We start from the raw sequence: 14,587 nt of genomic DNA on the forward strand, positions 1-14,587 counted from the left end.
GACTGGCCGGTCAGGGCGGCCAAGGCGGGCGGCCCGATTCAGCTCTTCGCGGCAGCATCCGCCACGGGTTCGACGGGCGGCGCGAGATCGTTCTGAATCGTCGGAATGCCGGCGGTGGCGATGCGCAGGCCGGGCTCACGCTTGATCGTGTCGAGCAGACGGCGCGTGATTTCATCGGCGGTGCGCACAGCGCCAGTGAGTCGCGCCGGATAGCGAATAACGATTTCCAGTCCGTTTGAGCCAAGGTACAGCCGGGCATTGGGCCGCGGCGTATCGATCCGAATCGCCAGCTCCTTTTCGGCGAGCCGATATTCGCTCTGGATGCGATCACGATCGCGCGCAAAGACATCGTTCACCACTTCGGTGAGCCGCTGTTCCGCAACCCGATAGTCACAGTCGGGGGCGAGTGAAAGCCGCAGTTCCTGCCATGCGAAGGTGGTGCCGGGAAGCTGGCGATAAAAGTTGCTGTTGGGCTGAAAGACCACGGAGTTGGGAAAAATGACGGCGCGGCCGGTCGGTTCACGTCCGCTGTCGTCGCCCGCGAGTTCCATCAGCGTGAGCTTGAAGAAACCACTCTCGAGCACGTCGCCGGTAATGCCGGCGATTTGGACGCGGTCGCCAACGCGCAGCCCGAAGCGGCCGCTCAAGTAGAAATATCCCGCCATCGAGAGGATGACGTTCTGCAGGGCGAGGGCGATGCCCGCCGCGGCGAGGCCCATCACGGTGGCGAGGGCGCCGAGCTGACTGGCGAAGGCGAGCAGGGTTAGCAGCGCAATCGCGACAATCACGAGCAGGCGGCGCAACTGGAGCAACTGGGCGCGGCGCTGCGGATCCTGGACGTACCTGAAAGTGAGGCGGCGCCAGAGCGCGGCAGCGACAAAGATCGCGACCAGGATCAGGGCGAACGCGGCCGCGCGAATGATCAGACCGCGCAGCGCGTCGTTGAATTGCTGGCGGACCGCGTCACGCCAGCGAGTGAGGCTGCCGACGTAAAGGTCGAGGAGGACCGCCTGCTTGGAGAGCGGCAGGCTGGCCGCGCTCAGAAGCTTGCCGCGCCGCGTCAGTTGGTCGATTTCGGCTTGCGTCTGTTTGAGGGTATCGGCGTTTTCATCGCCCGCGCCGCCGGTCTGTGCGAGTCCCAGACTGTCGAGTTGGGCGAGGCGCTCGAGCAGAGGAGCGCGCAGAGCCAGATCCTCATTGCGAAGGTTCTGTGAGAGCGTGATAGCCAGCGCGAGATTACGGGCCTTGCGATCGATTGCGAGGATAGCTTCGGCGCGGCCAAGCAAGCCGGCCGACGGCATCGGGGCAAAAGCCATAGAGGAAGCGGAAACGGCGGTGGCTGCGGGCGCGGAGCGCTCGAGTTCGTCGATTTGGGTTTCAAGTCCGGCAGAACTGCCGGTGGCCTTGGTCGTCTCGAAGGCGATCATCGCGTCGATGGAATCAAGATGCGATTGGGCGAGACCGATTTGCGCTTGCAGGGTAAGCGCCTTATGCCTGAGCGCGTCGCGCGCGGATCGTGGGGCGCTCGCCAGATCGCCGCGTAGCTGCTTGAGCTGCTCAGCGAGTCGATCGTGGCTGGCCTGCACCTGCGCGCGGCGCGCCTGGAGCTGCTCGAGCGTCGGGTCCGCGCCGTTGGCGGCGCCCAGCGCAGCAGGTTGCGGCAGTTTCACGCTCTGGCCGGTCGCGGACTGGTGCGAAGCCGCGAGCAAGGCGGCGGCAGCGCGAGCGAAATCAAAAGCCAGTTTCAAAATCTCATCAGCGGTCTGTCGTTCCTCAAGAACGTAGAGGGTTTCCTCGGGTTCGCCCGCAGAGTGAAACTGCTCGGCTACGGTGTTATGCCAGCGGATGACGCGCCCTAGATAATCGATAATCCGAGCGGGACTGAGACCGTGAGTGGACGGCGGCTCGCCGGGAAGTGGGGAAGCCGTTGCCGAGGGCGAAGGCGCGGATGGCTCCGCTGTAACGCCAGGAATAGCGGTTAACGTCGGCGAAGCCGTCGCTGCGGGCGTGCTCGTCGGTCCTTGGGCCCCGTCGCCGGCGCTGATCGTGAACAGGACCCCAAGCGCTACCAGGACGGCGGCGGCTGAGCGACGGATAGGCGGCCTTTCAAACATAGAGCGGAAACAGTTACGGCCGGACACAAATCGAGATCCAGCCTAACATGAACTTGAACAGACTGCTGGCTGAGAAGCTGAAACGAAAAACGGACGCCCGCGAAGGGCGCCCGTTCTTTTAGTGCGGGTTATTCGACCGCTATTTCTGAGGTTGCTCAGGCAACATGCTTGAAGCCGCCTTGGGCCGCTTCGTCCGAGGCGCTCATGCCCACCGCGGCCGCCTTCTGATTCGCCGCCGCAACGCGACCCAGAGCGAGATCAGTTAAGAGATCCTCCGAACTCAGCGGGGTCATCCGGCTTGGCAGGCCAAAGTCTGGGGCATACCTTAAGCCCCAAACGTACCAGTTGATGGCGAACAGAACTGCGGTCACTACGATTCCCAGAACAACAAATGATGGATGCAACATGGTTTCAAGCCTCCCTAACTCTTGAGTGGAAGTTAAGCATCGTTTGTGCCATCTGCAAACAGTTGATTTATTTGATGAAATTGAGCACAGCCGTTTATGTCTGAGCATACTGCGAAGAATGGCTTCATTCATTTTGCGAAATGAGAAACCCCATCTCCATGATTCCAAGAAGATAGGGGACGTGTCAGAAGCTTCGCCAGAGAGTATCGAGGGGACGTTGGAGCAGATGCTCTACGTCAGCGAGGCGAGCGGCTATGCCGTGGCGATCCTTGAGATGGCGGATGTGGGGGCGGGCTCGGTGGGGCGGCGGCGAATTACGATCGTCGGCGATCTGGGCGAACTGGAGATCGGGGCGGGCTTAAAGCTGAGCGGCCGCTTTGAAAAGCATCCGCGTTATGGCGAACAGTTTCGCGTCGTAGATTTCGAAACGCTGAAGCCGGCTGGCGTCGCCGCGCTGGAGCGCTACCTGGCGGGGGAGATCAAAGGCGTCGGACCGGCTCTGGCGCGGCGGATCGTGACCTACTTCGGTGAGGCGTTGCCGGTGGTGCTGGAGACCACGCCGGAGCGGCTGCACGAGGTGCGCGGGCTGCCACGTCTGGTGGCACAACGAATCGCGGCGGCGTGGCGGGACTCGTCGGGACTGCGCGAGTTGACGGTCTTTCTGCGCGGCCACGGGATTGGCGCCGGGCACGCTCGGCGAATCCATAAAATTTACGGGCGCGAGTCGCTGGCGACGGTCAGCGCGGATCCCTATCTGCTCGCCCGCACGGTGGCGGGAATCGGTTTCCGCACCGCCGATCGCGTGGCGGAGAAGCTCGGGATTCCGCGCAACTCGACGCAGCGAGCGCGCGCCGCGATCCTCTATTTGCTCGAGCGGATGGCGGAAGAGGGTCATGTCTTTGCACCGGTGAGCCATCTGCAAGGGCAGTTCGAGACGACGCTCGAGATGGATGCGGGATTGGCGCGCGCGGCGCTTGAGGAGCTCGTGCAGAGCGGCGAGGTTTGCGTCGAGCGGACGGGCGAAGACGACGCCGTCTATCTGGCGCGGCTGCATGAGGCGGAGGTGGTCGCCGCCGATCGTTTGCATGTTTTGGCCGCGGGCCGCTCGTTAGGTGAGGCGGTCATCGCGCGCGCGCTGGAGGCTGCGGTGCGCACGAGCAGTGAATTCGAGCTCACGCCGGAGCAGCGCCAGGCGCTGACTTTCGCCCTCAAGAGCCGGGTGGCCGTGATCACCGGAGGGCCGGGGACCGGGAAGACGACGCTGCTGCGAACGCTGCTGGCGGCGCTGGATGCGGCGGGACTTAAACCGACCCTGGCGGCGCCGACCGGACGGGCGGCGCGGCGGCTGGCCGACGCCTGCGGGCGCGACGCCCGCACGATTCATCGGTTGCTCGAGTATTCGCCCGAGACGCAGACTTTTATCCGCACCGAGAACTTTCCGCTGCGGACCAATTATCTGGTGATCGACGAAGCCTCGATGATGGATGTCGAGCTGGCGGCGAGCGTGGTGCGGGCCTTGATGCCGAATTCGTCGATATTACTGGTGGGCGATCGCGATCAGTTGCCGTCGGTGGGGCCGGGCAGCGTGCTGAAGGACGTTATCGCGTCGGGGCTGGCGCCGGTGGCGGAGTTGCGCGAAGTTTTCCGGCAGGCGCGGCAAAGCCTGATTGTCGCCAATGCGCATCGCCTCAATCGTGGCGAGATGCCACAGACGACCAACGATCCGGAGAGCGATTTCTTTTTTTTCGAGCGCAATGCCCCGGAGGATGTGGCGGCGACGATCAAGCAGTTGGTGCAGCAGCGGCTGGTCGGGCGTTTTGGGATCCGTGATGCGCGCGAAATCCAGGTGCTGACCCCGATGAATCGGGGACCGCTCGGGGTCCACGCGCTCAATCGCGAGTTGCAGGAGCTGCTGAATCCGCGCGGACGGGAAATTCGCGCGGGCGATCGCCGCTTTCGCGAGGGCGATCGCGTCATCCAGTTACGCAACAATTACGAGAAGCTGGTCTTCAATGGCGCGATCGGCCGGGTCGTCTCGGTCGATTCGGAGCGCGGGCGGGTCGGCGTCGTTTTCGACGAGGGTCACGCCGAATATGATCTCGCCGGCCTCGATGAGTTGGGACTGGCCTATGCCATCTCGATTCATAAGAGTCAGGGCAGCCAGTATCCGGCGGTGGTGATTCCGATTCATCAGACGCACTATCTGATGCTGCGGCGCAACCTGCTCTACACCGCGATCACGAGGGCCGAGCGGGTCTGCGTGCTGGTCGGGACGCGCAGCGCGCTGGCGCAAGCAGTGCGCAACGAGGACGAACGGCGCCGCTTCAGCCGCCTGGCCGAACGGCTACGGATCGATTAGGTCGCGCACATTCAAGGCGCTGAATCGGCAGGCGGGGCGTCAGCGGGAGCGGTCAGGGTGAAATCGGCGGCGACGTTGCAGCAGAGGCGGAAACTCGAGCCGGCGCGGGGATCGGCTTCATAGGCTTCGAGCGAACCGTCGCCGTTGACCTTGACGGCCTCGTAGCTGACCGCGCCGGAGCCGCGCGTGACGGCAAAGACGTAGTAGTGATCGGGTTCGAGCGGTTCGGGCGGGCCACTGTCCGGAATTGAAGCGATGAAGTGCGCGGGCAGGTCCCCGTATTTGATTTCGGCGGGGGTATACTTCTTTGGGCCGGAGCCGACCATCGGGACGCCGCTAAGCAAATCTTTGGCGACTGCGAACTCCCAGACGACTACGCCGGTATCGAAGCGCACCAAGGTTGCACCGGAATCGTGCACGGGAACGTCGAGGGTCTGTGCGCTGGAATACTTCGTCACACTCAGCGAATCGAGAAAGTCGCCGGGATGCGCATAACTGATATGGATTTTGGCCTCAGGCGCCGCCGGCGCGCTCGCGACAGTATCGTCGGCAGCCGCGGGCTGATCGGGCGGGGCCGAAGTCTCGCGATGGGTCGTGCATCCGGCGATCAGCGCAAACGCGAGCGACGCTATGAGCAGGCGCAGCAGGCGCGCCTTACTCGATGCCGTCATTCGCAACAACCCCGGCGATCGGCTCACGACGAAAACTCGATCGGCTGGGGCAGGCTGCCACCGGCATTATAGCCGAACACCATCCAGGCGCCGTAGTCGGCGCCTTTGACGAGGACTCCCGCCATCAGGAGCAGGAGCGCCAGAAAGGCGAGTGCGCCTCGGCGCGGCATCGGCGGCGCGAGAATCGCCCAGCCCAGCAGCCCGAGGCTGAGACCCCAGGCCGTAAGCATCAGGTGCTCGTGTTGAAGCAGAATGCGGGCGCGGACGGCGGGCGCGACCATCACACTGGTTCCGGCAGCGAGGCCGGTGCGGATCGCGGCCGTAGCGCTGAGCGCGCCCAACGCCAGCATCCAGAGGGCGACCCATGCCCAATTTTCGCGGCGTGCGAGCGCGGCGGCGAGGTAGAGAGCAGTTGCGCCGAGGAGAAACGCCAGCGGAAAATGCACCACCAGCGGATGGAGGTTTTGCAACACGGCGGCACCCGGGAAGTCGAACAGGTGACGCAGCATCGTAACCCCCGCGGCGCGGGCTATTTCACTGACTTGACGGTCAGATAGTTGACGCCGCCCTTGCTGAACTGGTCGCCGGTCACAGTCACTTCGTCTTCCATCTTGTCAATCACGGCAGACGGCAGGGCCTCATCGTTCTTGGGCGGGAGCAAGGTGTACATATCGCCGCTGCCTTTTTCGACCAAGGCGACCGGAATGCCTTTTTTGGCGCATTCGGTAGCGCATTTTTTGTGATCGGCGCCATGCGCGCCCAATGTGACATAGCAGAAGCTGTCCTCGAGGGTGCCGGTTACCGTCTTCTCGGCGGCGCCGGCGGCGCCCGCGAGGGCAATCGAAATCAACAATCCGCCCGCGATGATCGCGATTCTGTTCATGGTTCCTCCTTGAGGGTGATAGCCCGTAAGTAGCGGGCAAACGCCTGTTCCTGCGGAGTTAATTAGATAGCAGAAAAAAATTGCATGAGCGACCGCGATCACAGTCCGCAACCTCTCGGAAGTCGCACTGGTTCATTTTGAGGGATGTTTGCGGGTAAAGATCCGGGTTTTTTCTTATTCTGAACGCAGCTCGCAGACTCGCCTGCTCGCTCCGCGCGGCGGCCGCGCTCGCTAGTGTCAGCGGCGGGCGAGTTGGACTTTGTATTCGCTCCAGTTCTCGAGAATTTTGACGGCTTTATCGAGCTGGACGTCTTTCTCGGGTTGAGCCTTTTTCGACTGCTCCGCAGGCTTGATAGTCGGATTTGCGCCGCCGCTGTCTGAGCTGGGCGGTTTGCCAGGCGCGCCGGTCTTCTGCTGATTGTTCTGGAAATGATGAGGCAGATCGCTCTCGTGGATTTCGTCTTCGTTGTTGAGCTGGATGTCGGGCGTCTCGAGCGTGGCTAGCGTCGGCTTGGGTGGCTCGACGATGACGTCAGGGGTGATGCCGACCGCCTGAATCGAACGGCCATTGGGAGTGTAGTAGCGGGCCGTAGTGAGGCGCAGCGCAGACTCGTCATCGAGCGGCAGGATGGTCTGCACGGAGCCCTTGCCGAAGCTCAGCGTGCCGGCGACGATCACGCGGCGCTGATCCTGCAAGGCGCCGGCCACGATCTCGCTGGCGCTGGCGCTGCCGCCGTTAATCAGCACGACCATCGGGTAATCCTTGTAGCTGCGCTTCTTGTGAGCGAAGTACTTCTGCTGCTGATTCTCGGCGCGTCCCTGTGTATAGACGATCAGTCCGCCATCAAGAAAATCGTCGGAGACAGAAACAGCCTGGTTCAGGAGACCGCCCGGGTTGTCGCGCAGATCCAGCACCAGCCCCTTGATTGGGCCGTGCTTGCTGAATTTGCTGAGCGCCTTTTCGAGGTCGGCGTTGGTGCCGTCCTCGAAGGTCGAGATGCGGACGTAGTCATAACCGTTCTTGAGTTCTTTGGCCTTGACCGACTGGATCCGAATGACGTCGCGCTCGACCGCAACCGTGAAGAGATCGGGGATACCGTCGCGATGCAGGGTCAGGCGGATTTTGCTGCCCTTGGGACCGCGCATCATTTTGACCGCGTCGGTCAGGGTCATGCCCTTGGTGAAGTCGTCGTTGATCTTGATGATCTGATCGCCGGACTTGATGCCGGCTTTGGCCGCGGGCGTATCCTCGATCGGGGAGACCACGGTCAGCATGTCGTTCTTGATGGTGATTTCGATGCCGAGGCCGCCGAAACTTCCGCGCGTTTCGACTTCAAGGTCGTGGTAAAGGTCGGGCGTCAGATAGGCGCTGTGCGGATCGAGCGACGAGAGCATCCCGATGATCGCGCCGTCGACCAGACGTTTGGTCGAGACTGGCTCGACGTAGTTTTTCTGTACGATCGCCAGCACGTTGGCGAAGGTCTGGAGCTCTTTGTAAGTATCGTCGGTTAGCGCCTGCGCGCGCCGCACGGCGAGGTCACCGATGACTACGAGGCAGACGATGAGCGCCATGCTCATCCCAACGATTAATCGATTGCGCTTGTGTCCTGGCATCACCAATCCGTCCGTAAATTCGCCATAATTCGCAGCCGCCGCCGACGCTGCGAAAGCTTGATTTTTGGTTCCATCAGCCTTTGGCCTTGATCAAATCATTGAGCGCGTCACGCATATCAGCGCTGGCCCAGTCATACGGGCCGACATGATGGGCGACGATGCGGCCGTCGCGACCGATCACAAACGATTCGGGCAGTCCACTCACGTCGTAGGCCTCGCCCACTACATTGCGTGGATCGAGCAGCACCGGGAAGCCCAGATGGTTGTCTTTGACGTAACCGGGCACGGGCTTCACGTCGGCGTCCTCGCTGACGGCGAGCACGACGAAGTCATTGTTGTTTTGGAAATTGCGGTAGAGCGCCTGAATCGACGGCATCTCGCCGCGGCAGGGCGGGCACCAGGTCGCCCACAGATTGAGGAAGACGATTTTGCCCCGCAAGGCGGCGAGCGAGTGCGGCTTGCCGTCGAGACCGGTCAAAGTGAAGTCGGGGGCCAGCTTGCCGGCGGCCACGACCGAAGCGCCGGCGTCAACGTTGGCGTCGGCCGATGCGCGCCTCCCGCGATTCGTGAGCGCGTTGGCGGCGATCATCGCGAGCGCCGCGATCATCGCGAGCCCCGCCAGTGTGGACAAGATTTTGCCGTCGCGACTCATTGCTTAGGCGGTCAGCGCGGCGCGCGAATCGAGCGCTTGCGGCCGCCGTGACAGCCACGCCCAAGCGAGCGCGCCCGCCGCGATCATCGGAATTGAGATCAATTGCGCCTCGCTCAAACCCCACATCACGCGCGGGTTGATTCTAACGAACTCAACTATGAAGCGTGCGGCACCGGCTAGGATCAGGTAGAGGCAGAGCAGTTCGCCATCGAACTTCGCCCGCGAGCGCATCGCCCAGATTACCCCGAAGATCGCGAGGTAGAGGATCACCTCATAGAGCGGGGCCGGATGCACTCGCACACCGGGAAAGAAGCCGTCAACCAGCGCGCCGGCTGGATCGAGCTTAAGCACCGTCGCGGGAATGAGGCCGCCGTCGGCCAGGTGCAGATCGCCATGCCATCCGACGATCGCGCGCGGGAAGGCCATCGCCCACGGCAGCGTCGAGGGCAACCCCCAGTCGCCGTCGCCGGAGAGCAGACAGCCCATGCGGCCGAAAGCCATGCCGAGGGCCAGCGGCGCAGCGCACATATCGGTGATCGTGAGGAACGGTATCTTGCGAAGGCGCGCGATGATCCAGGTCGAAAGGATGCCGGCGATTAGCCCCCCGTACCAGACGAAGCCGGCGCCGGAGAGCACGATCGAGGACGGATGCGCCATGTACGCCGGCCAGTTATCGAAGACATCGTAGATGCGCGAGCCGGCGAACCCAGCGAGGGCGCCCCAAACCACGATCGCGTCGGCCAGGCCGGAGTCGTAGCCGCGCCGGCGGCATTCGAGACTCAAGGTGAAGTTGCCGGCAAGGAAGCCGAGCGCCGCCATCACGCCGAAGCTGTAGATGGGAATCGGTCCAAGATGAAGCAGAATCGGAATCATCGCAGGTTACAAGCCTATCGCACGGGAACCTGTCGCGCGACTCCGTAGGAACGCGCGCACTGATAGTGGCTTGCGCGATTTCGCCACACTAATATACGACGCTCTTATGCGTGCGATTGTTCAACGGGTGAGTCGCGCCGCGGTGCGAATCGAGGGGCGGCAAGCCGCCGGCATCGGGCGCGGCTTCGTGGTCCTGCTGGGAGTCGGCGGCGACGACGGCGAAACAGACGCGGATTTTCTTCTCGATCGCATACTCGGGCTGAGGGTCTTTGCCGACGCCAGCGGCAAGATGAATCTCGCGCTCGGCGCCGTCGACGGCGCGCTGCTGGTGATCTCTCAATTCACCCTGTATGCCGATACGCGCCAGCGCCGCCCGTCGTTCACTGCGGCCGCGCCGCCGGAGCAGGCGTGCCGACTGTATAAGTACTTTCTGTCGCAGGCGGGCAAGCATGATGTTAAGGTTGAGTGCGGCGAATTCGGCGCGCACATGGAAGTCGATTTGATCAACGACGGACCGGTCACGATCCTCCTCGACAGCGCGACGCGGTGAAGGGGGCGGACCAGCGGAACGAAGCGGTGCGAGCAGGCGAGTCCGCGAGCTGCGTTCCGGGGAGGCGGAGTCTGCGACGCGCGGCCAAGGTAAACATGGCAAAGGCGGGCTTTTACGCGATCGAATCGGGCAAGATTTCGTTCCGGCGCGACGGCAACTGGTATACTGACGACGAGCGGATCGATAATCAGCGGATCGCGCTGCTCTTCAGCCGGAGCATCCGGCGCAACGCTGACGGCAGCTTTTTTCTCCAGGTCGGCGACGAACGCGCGTCGATCACGGTCGAGGATACTCCGTACGTCGTAATTACCGTGGAGGAAAGCGCCTACGGCGGTTTCCTCGTCGTCACCAACGACGGCGAACGCGAGGGGCTCGACCTGGCGACGCTCGAAGTCGGGGCCAATAATGTCCTCTACTGCCGGGTCAAGGCTGGCGTATTTCGCGCGCGCTTTCTGCGTTCCGCCTATTACCATCTGAGCGATCATTTCGTGGCCGAAGAGAATGGCGGTTTTGCGCTGAGCGTTGCCGGCCGGCGCTATCCGATCGCGATTGCCGGGAACGCCGAGTGACGACGCCGGCGTTGCATGTCGTGCTGGTGCGTCCGGAGATTCCGCAGAACACCGGCTCGATCGCGCGACTAGTCGCCGCCACGCAGACGCGCCTGCATCTGGTCGGGCCGCTCGGCTTTTCGCTTGAAGATCGCTATCTCAAGCGGGCCGGACTCGATTATTGGCCGCTGGTCGATTTGCAGACGTACGCCGCGTGGCCTGAGTTTGATCAAATCCATGCGACGACGCAGGCGGACAACTTCAAGTATTTCTCGGCCCGCGCCGAAAAGTCCTATCTCGACGCTCGCTATCGGCGCGGCGATTTCCTGGTCTTCGGCAGCGAGACCAAGGGGCTGGGTGCGGAGTTTCTCAATTCGCGCGCCGCGGCGGCCTATCGGATCCCGATCTTTGAAGCGGGCGTGCGCAGCCTGAATCTTGCCAATGCGGTCGCGATCGTGGTTTACGAAGCCCTGCGACAAACCGGAATGACTACGGCGCGGGCGTAAAGGACTCCGCCCAGCGCGCCGGAGACGGGGGAATTATATGCCGCCAGTACTCGACCTGATCGATACGATCGTGATCGTCATGATGGAGAATCGCTCCTTCGATCACCTGCTCGGCTACCTGAGGCTGCCGGCCTTCGGCGGGATGAAGCTCGACGGCATCGTTGACGACGCGGCGTGGCGGCAGAGATACGCGAATCCCGGCAAGGCGCCGGACAATTTCCTCTACGAGCCGATCCTGCAACATGATTTGCACATTCAGGATCCGCCGCACGAGCGCGCGGACATCAAGGTTCAATTGGGCGCGCCGAGCAACGGCGTCTTTCCGATGAAAGGCTTTGTCCGGAGCGCGAACGGCGATGCGCAGGTGATGCACTATTACACGCGCGAGACCGTGCCGATCATGGATTTCTTCGCGCGCAATTTCCTGGTCTGCGACCGCTGGTTCGCGCCGCTGCCGGCCGGCACGCAGGCCAATCGCCTGATGGCGATGAGCGGCTACACTGAAATCGACACCAACGTCGGCGATCCGATCGAGTTTCCCGACCAGACGCTGGCGTACGACTGGCTCGACCAGAAGAAGGTGAACTGGCGCGTCTACCATCAGGGTTTTTTCCCGTTCTTCTCGATGATGCCGCGGCTCTACGAGAAGATCGCCGGTGCGCCGATGTTTCGGCGCTTCGATCGGCTCGCGGTCGATTTCAAGCTCGAATCCGACGCGAAGCGTCCGCGGGTTATCTTCGTCGAGCCCAAGTACACCGACGCGCCCCATCTTGGCGAGGGGACCGACGATCATTCGCCGTCTTCAGTGCTGGGCGGGCAGCAGTTGTTGCTCGACATCTACAAGGCGCTGATTGGGAATCCGGCACGCTGGCGCAAGACCGTGATGATCGTAACTTATGACGAGCACGGCGGACTCTTCGATCATGTTCAACCGCTGCCGCTGGTGACAAAACCTCCGGTCGGCGCTAAGTATCGCGACGAGTTCACAAGCAGCGGGATACGCGTTCCGGGTCTGGTGATTTCACCCCTGGTCAAGGCCGGCGAAGTCTATTCGGGAGATCTCGATCACATCTCGATTCTCAAGTTGCTCGGGCAGAAATTCGGCGGCGGCAGCTACTCCGCGGAGGTGGACGCACGCGGGGTCGGCAGCGTGCTCGATACGCTGGGCGCGGAGATCCGGCAGACGATTCCACCGCCGCCGGTGGCTGCGACAATTCAAGCCGCGCCACAATTCGTGCGCGGGGTCAAGCCACAGACCAATAACGTGACGATTTTCTCAAGCGCCGCAGCCGCCATCACGCAGCTTTATCCGCATGACCTCGCAACGAAGTTCCCGGAGTATCGCGACTTCTTCGGCATCCTGCCGTAGGGTTGCGGGTTGGTGCAGTTACAATCGCTGATCGAATTGCACGATGATGCCGTCGGGGTCCTGGAAGAGGCAGGTCAGGACTTTGCCGCCCGCCGGCTCGCCATAGGCGACGGTGTCGGATTCGAGCGGCTTCACGAGAATCGGCACGCCTGCGGCGGCGAGCTTGTCGACCCGCTCGCGCAGGTCGTCCACCCAAAAAGCGAAATGGTGAACGCCTACCTGGTCGAGCTTGATCGCTTCACCTGGCGTCTCGGCGGGATTCTGCGAGAGCACGATGAAACTCGCGTGCGGGCCGTCCGCGAAGCGCAGATAGACCGCGCGCCGGCTGCCCTTCTGTGGACTGGTGAACAGCGTTTTGATGCCGCCGATGTTCTCCATCGTGTCGAGGCAGACCTTGAGCCCCAGCAGGTCGCGATAGAAGTGCAGCGAGCGATCCATGTCGCGGACGCCAACAGCGATATGGGAAACCGCTTTCATAAGCTTTGCTCCTCGAATATCCGCGCGGATCTCAGGCGCATACGGCGGCATCGCACCGGCCCGCACCCGACTTGATAAACGCGTTGACCTGACTTTCCACGACCGTACCCTTGAAGAAATCGGGATTCGCCCCGGCCCAGAACTCCACCGGATAGCCGAAGACAAAATCACGGAAGTCGCTCTCCGTGATGAGACCGTCGTCGACCAGTTCGTGCGCTTCAATCAGAACCTCGCGCATGTCAGCGACATCGAAGTGACCGATGTCGGAGCCGAACAGCGTCTTGATGCGCGCACCGTAGGGATTCACTTTGTCGGCGAAGCCCCAGGCATTGGTGGGGTCGTCGGCTTCGCAGCCGAAGTAGAAGTTGCACGCGAAGAGGTCGAGAAAATCCGCGGGCTTTTCGATCTTGCAGGCGGAGTAATCGTCGATCACTGCGGGACCTTGCGCAGCCCAGCGCGCGGCCACCTCTTCGCCTTCGGGCACGGCCTGCCAGCCGTCGAGTTTGGCCGCGGCCTCCTTGCTGCCGTACTGCTCGAACAGCTCGCGCAACAGCTTGCGATCGAGATTGGCCGGATCAACCTCCGCGAGCGCCCGGGCGTTGCGCTTTTTCCAGTGGCCGATCAGGTCGCTGTAGAGCTGACAGGCCCAGCCAACGCCGCCTTCGAGAAAGGCGCAGCGCAGCGTCGGAAAGCGCCGCGTCACGCCGCCAATCACCAGCGCCTTGCAAACTGCCTCGGCCGCCGTCGCGAAATGACCGATATGGTTGTAGGTAAAATTCGACGGCGACATCCTGAAACCCGCGCTGCGGCCGGCGCTGTGAAAGGTCGGCGCGAAGCCCAGCTCGACGCACTTCGCCCACACCGGATCGTAGTCATATTCGCTGTCGAGCCCGAGAGCGTCGTACGTAACGCCGGCGCGCAACGAGCCGCCTTTGCGCGCGAGCGCCGGGATGGGCCGGCGGATGATGCTGCCGGCCACGATCGCCTTCAGGCCGAGCGACTTGACGTGCTCCAGCTCCGCGAGCGCCTCGGCGGGCGTATGCATCGGGATGGCGGCGGCGGGCGTGAGGCGGTCGGCGAACTCACCAAAAACGTCCGCGATATACATATTGAAGCCGCGACAGGCCGCCTGCCGCATCTCGGCGTCGCTGATCGAATAGAGGCCGAGACCGGTCGTCGGGTAGAGCACGGCGAAATCGATGCCGAGTTCGTCGAGGCGATGGTAGAGCAGCTTCGGCAGCATCGCAGTGGCGCGATCGCGCGTGTTCCTGGTCGGAAACGCCCACCAGGCTTGTTGGGCGCGGCCCTGGTCGCGCCGCTCCGCATTGCTCATAGAGATAATCTGCGCGACCACGTCGTCGCGCGACTTGAAGCCGTCGGCCGCTTTGTTGCCCGCGACTTTTCTGACGTAGTCGAGAATCATCGGTTGGTATTCGACCCAGTGCCCGTCCGAATCGATTACCGGATGGCTGAGCCGCGCGCGCAGTTGCTGCGCGTCGACATGATGGTTACCTGACATTGCTTGCTTGCCTTCGATTGTTAGCCGTCGATGATCAAATTCAAT

The 14,587-nt window shown here is 62.7% G+C and carries 15 protein-coding genes; 5 read left to right on the plus strand and 10 right to left on the minus strand.

From position 1 onward, the window contains the following. Window positions 1-38 precede the first annotated feature (38 nt). On the minus strand, window positions 39-1,748 hold the full coding sequence (locus tag VKS22_13085; protein HLW71543.1) for a mechanosensitive ion channel family protein: 1,710 nt from the start codon (window positions 1,746-1,748) through the stop codon (window positions 39-41). Between the two features lie 521 nt (window positions 1,749-2,269). Continuing rightward, window positions 2,270-2,653, minus strand: a complete 384-nt coding sequence (locus VKS22_13090) for a hypothetical protein (GenBank protein ID HLW71544.1) — start codon at window positions 2,651-2,653, stop codon at window positions 2,270-2,272. A gap of 49 nt (window positions 2,654-2,702) precedes the next feature. Here VKS22_13090 and VKS22_13095 point away from each other — a divergent pair, with 49 nt between their 5' ends. Further along, a complete protein-coding gene (locus tag VKS22_13095; GenBank protein HLW71545.1) occupies window positions 2,703-4,880 on the plus strand; it encodes an ATP-dependent RecD-like DNA helicase in 2,178 nt (725 codons plus the stop codon). A gap of 11 nt (window positions 4,881-4,891) precedes the next feature. Here the strand turns inward: VKS22_13095 and VKS22_13100 are convergent, their stop codons facing one another. The 6 genes from VKS22_13100 to VKS22_13125 all read right to left on the minus strand — a co-directional run bounded on the left by VKS22_13100 (window position 4,892) and on the right by VKS22_13125 (window position 9,573). After that, window positions 4,892-5,551 (minus strand): hypothetical protein, encoded by a 660-nt coding sequence (locus VKS22_13100; GenBank protein ID HLW71546.1) that lies wholly within the window; start codon window positions 5,549-5,551, stop codon window positions 4,892-4,894. A gap of 23 nt (window positions 5,552-5,574) precedes the next feature. Next, window positions 5,575-6,060 (minus strand): DUF2231 domain-containing protein, encoded by a 486-nt coding sequence (locus VKS22_13105; GenBank protein HLW71547.1) that lies wholly within the window; start codon window positions 6,058-6,060, stop codon window positions 5,575-5,577. Between the two features lie 20 nt (window positions 6,061-6,080). Beyond that, window positions 6,081-6,434, minus strand: a complete 354-nt coding sequence (locus VKS22_13110; protein HLW71548.1) for a hypothetical protein — start codon at window positions 6,432-6,434, stop codon at window positions 6,081-6,083. Between the two features lie 237 nt (window positions 6,435-6,671). Next, the gene (locus tag VKS22_13115) at window positions 6,672-8,048 is read right to left on the minus strand and encodes a S41 family peptidase (protein ID HLW71549.1); all 1,377 of its coding nucleotides are present in this window, start codon (window positions 8,046-8,048) and stop codon (window positions 6,672-6,674) included. Between the two features lie 73 nt (window positions 8,049-8,121). Then, complete coding sequence (locus tag VKS22_13120) at window positions 8,122-8,700, minus strand: TlpA disulfide reductase family protein (GenBank protein HLW71550.1); 579 nt, start codon at window positions 8,698-8,700, stop codon at window positions 8,122-8,124. Window positions 8,701-8,703: 3 nt separating this feature from the next. Beyond that, a complete protein-coding gene (locus VKS22_13125) occupies window positions 8,704-9,573 on the minus strand; it encodes a prolipoprotein diacylglyceryl transferase (GenBank protein ID HLW71551.1) in 870 nt (289 codons plus the stop codon). Window positions 9,574-9,679: 106 nt separating this feature from the next. Between VKS22_13125 and dtd the strand changes: the two genes are divergently transcribed. From dtd to VKS22_13145, 4 genes are all read left to right on the plus strand, one after another. Beyond that, window positions 9,680-10,123, plus strand: coding sequence for a D-aminoacyl-tRNA deacylase (gene dtd / locus VKS22_13130; GenBank protein HLW71552.1), 444 nt, complete (start codon window positions 9,680-9,682; stop codon window positions 10,121-10,123). 95 nt (window positions 10,124-10,218) lie between these two features. Then, complete coding sequence (locus VKS22_13135) at window positions 10,219-10,692, plus strand: DUF1285 domain-containing protein (GenBank protein ID HLW71553.1); 474 nt, start codon at window positions 10,219-10,221, stop codon at window positions 10,690-10,692. After that, window positions 10,689-11,177, plus strand: a complete 489-nt coding sequence (locus tag VKS22_13140) for a tRNA (cytidine(34)-2'-O)-methyltransferase (GenBank protein ID HLW71554.1) — start codon at window positions 10,689-10,691, stop codon at window positions 11,175-11,177. The genes VKS22_13135 and VKS22_13140 overlap by 4 nt, the downstream gene beginning before the upstream one ends. Window positions 11,178-11,214: 37 nt before the next feature. Further along, a complete protein-coding gene (locus VKS22_13145; GenBank protein HLW71555.1) occupies window positions 11,215-12,546 on the plus strand; it encodes an alkaline phosphatase family protein in 1,332 nt (443 codons plus the stop codon). A gap of 18 nt (window positions 12,547-12,564) precedes the next feature. On the opposite strand, the gene VKS22_13150 is transcribed toward VKS22_13145, so the two are convergent. Together VKS22_13150 and VKS22_13155 are read right to left on the minus strand one after the other, a co-directional pair. After that, window positions 12,565-13,023: a VOC family protein gene (locus VKS22_13150; protein ID HLW71556.1), complete on the minus strand. Its 459-nt coding sequence runs from the start codon at window positions 13,021-13,023 to the stop codon at window positions 12,565-12,567. Between the two features lie 31 nt (window positions 13,024-13,054). Further along, on the minus strand, window positions 13,055-14,542 hold the full coding sequence (locus VKS22_13155; GenBank protein ID HLW71557.1) for an amidohydrolase family protein: 1,488 nt from the start codon (window positions 14,540-14,542) through the stop codon (window positions 13,055-13,057). Window positions 14,543-14,587: the final 45 nt, after the last annotated feature.

It is taken from the genome of Candidatus Binataceae bacterium (genome assembly GCA_035308025.1).
Taxonomy (GTDB): domain Bacteria; phylum Desulfobacterota; class Binatia; order Binatales; family Binataceae; genus JAJPHI01.